General features: G+C 64.9%; 2 pseudogenes. Both read left to right on the top strand.

The window, feature by feature from the left end:
* Positions 1-96: 96 nt before the first annotated feature.
* Positions 97-846 (top strand): annotated as a pseudogene (locus ABZ453_RS51265) (transposase family protein); the annotation flags it as partial.
* 93 nt (positions 847-939) lie between these two features.
* Positions 940-1,401 (top strand): annotated as a pseudogene (locus ABZ453_RS51260) (IS30 family transposase); the annotation flags it as partial.
* Between the last annotated feature and the right edge of the window lie 162 nt (positions 1,402-1,563).

Below are 1,563 nucleotides of genomic sequence, written 5' to 3'. Positions count from 1 at the left end.
ATCAACACCCGCGACCGGCAGCCGACACGGCGCGTCGCCCCCAAGGTCATCACGCTGCACCCGGCGATAGTTCACTAATTCAAGCAACGGCATTGTCCCGGGACTTCGAAGTGGAACAAGATAGAGCACCGGCTGTTCTCCCACATCACCATGAACTGGTGTGGAAGGCCCCTGACCAGCCACGAAGTCATCGTCCAGAGCATCGCGGCGACCACCACCAAAACCGGCCTGACCGTGCACGCCGAACTCGACACCAACCCGTACCCCACAGGCATCCAGGTCAGCGACGACGAGCTCGCCGCCCTGCCCATCACCCGTCACCGCTTCCACGGCGACTGGAACTACAGCCTCCACCCCCAGCATCCGATGGACGCGGCCACGACCGACCGCACGACGGACCAGGCCCCGTCGAGCAGACCGCCTCGCCTCACGCGGCGATCGCTGCAGGACCCTGAACTGACCGGGATGACCCGTCAGCAGCTCAGCGAGCTCATCGACGCGCTGACTCCAGCGCTGGAGGTTCAACGCGAGCAAGTGCTCCGCACACGTCGCGGTCATGAGCGCCTGGTGGCCCCTGGCACAGGTGCCAAGGCCAAACTCACCCCAGCCGACCGGATCCTGGTCACCGTGCTCCACCTGCGCAAACTCGCGACCATGGACCTCCTCGGCCAACTCTTCGGCGTCACCGCCATGACCATCAGCCGCGCGAAACAGGAGGTCCGCCCGCTCCTGGAAGCACACGGCCACCACATCAACGCTTCTACCGCCCGCCTTCGCACACCAGCCGACGTCGTGACGTTCCTCGATCCCCACTCCACCCAGACCAAGGTCAAAACGACGAGTTAAAGATCTGCACGCCCTTAGGCTCACCTGGCCCGCCGACAGACGCTGCCGCGCCTCCGGTGGGGCCCAGGCGAGGACGCGCCCGGCACGGCCCGGTCCGCGATCGGCACGCTCGTTGAGCGCATGAGACGGTTCACGAGGCTCCACCTGCCACGGATGGACGGCTACGGCGTTGAGCCGCGGCTGAAGAACGGTCGCCGAGCTGGCCGGACGCGGGGCCGAGGCCGTGAAGGACTCGATCGCCGCTACGATCACCACGCTGCCCGAGCGATTACGCCGATCGCTGACTCGGGTCCGCGGCAGGGAGCTGACCCAACTCGCCCACATGAGCGTCAACAACAGCCTGCAGGTCTACTTCGCCGACCCGCACAGCCCGTGGCAACGTGGCACCGAGGAGAACACCAAGGCCGCTTCGCCAGTACTTCAACATGGGCACGGACCTGTCGGGATGGGGTGCCGACGATCTCGATGCAGTTGCTCACCTCTCACCAACCGCCCACGAAAAACCCTAGGTTGCAAGATGCCGAAGCCTTGAACGAACATCTACTATCGACCTAGGAAGCGGTGTTGAGACGGCCAGTCGAGTTCGGCCACTACGTGTCCAGTCGGTATACCGACCGGCTCACAGGGCGTGATCAAGTTCCGGCGAGGTTCGTGTTGTGAGTGATGCCCAGGATGGGCAGGGCTCGTTCGGGATTGTCGCGGATGGCGTGGGTGGTC

This window comes from Streptomyces sp. NPDC005799 (genome assembly GCF_040630525.1).
In the GTDB taxonomy this organism is placed as follows: Bacteria; Actinomycetota; Actinomycetes; order Streptomycetales; family Streptomycetaceae; genus Streptomyces; species Streptomyces griseorubiginosus_B.
The sequence above is the reverse complement of the archived record's forward strand: the minus strand, read 5'-3'. Positions and strand labels throughout refer to the sequence as shown.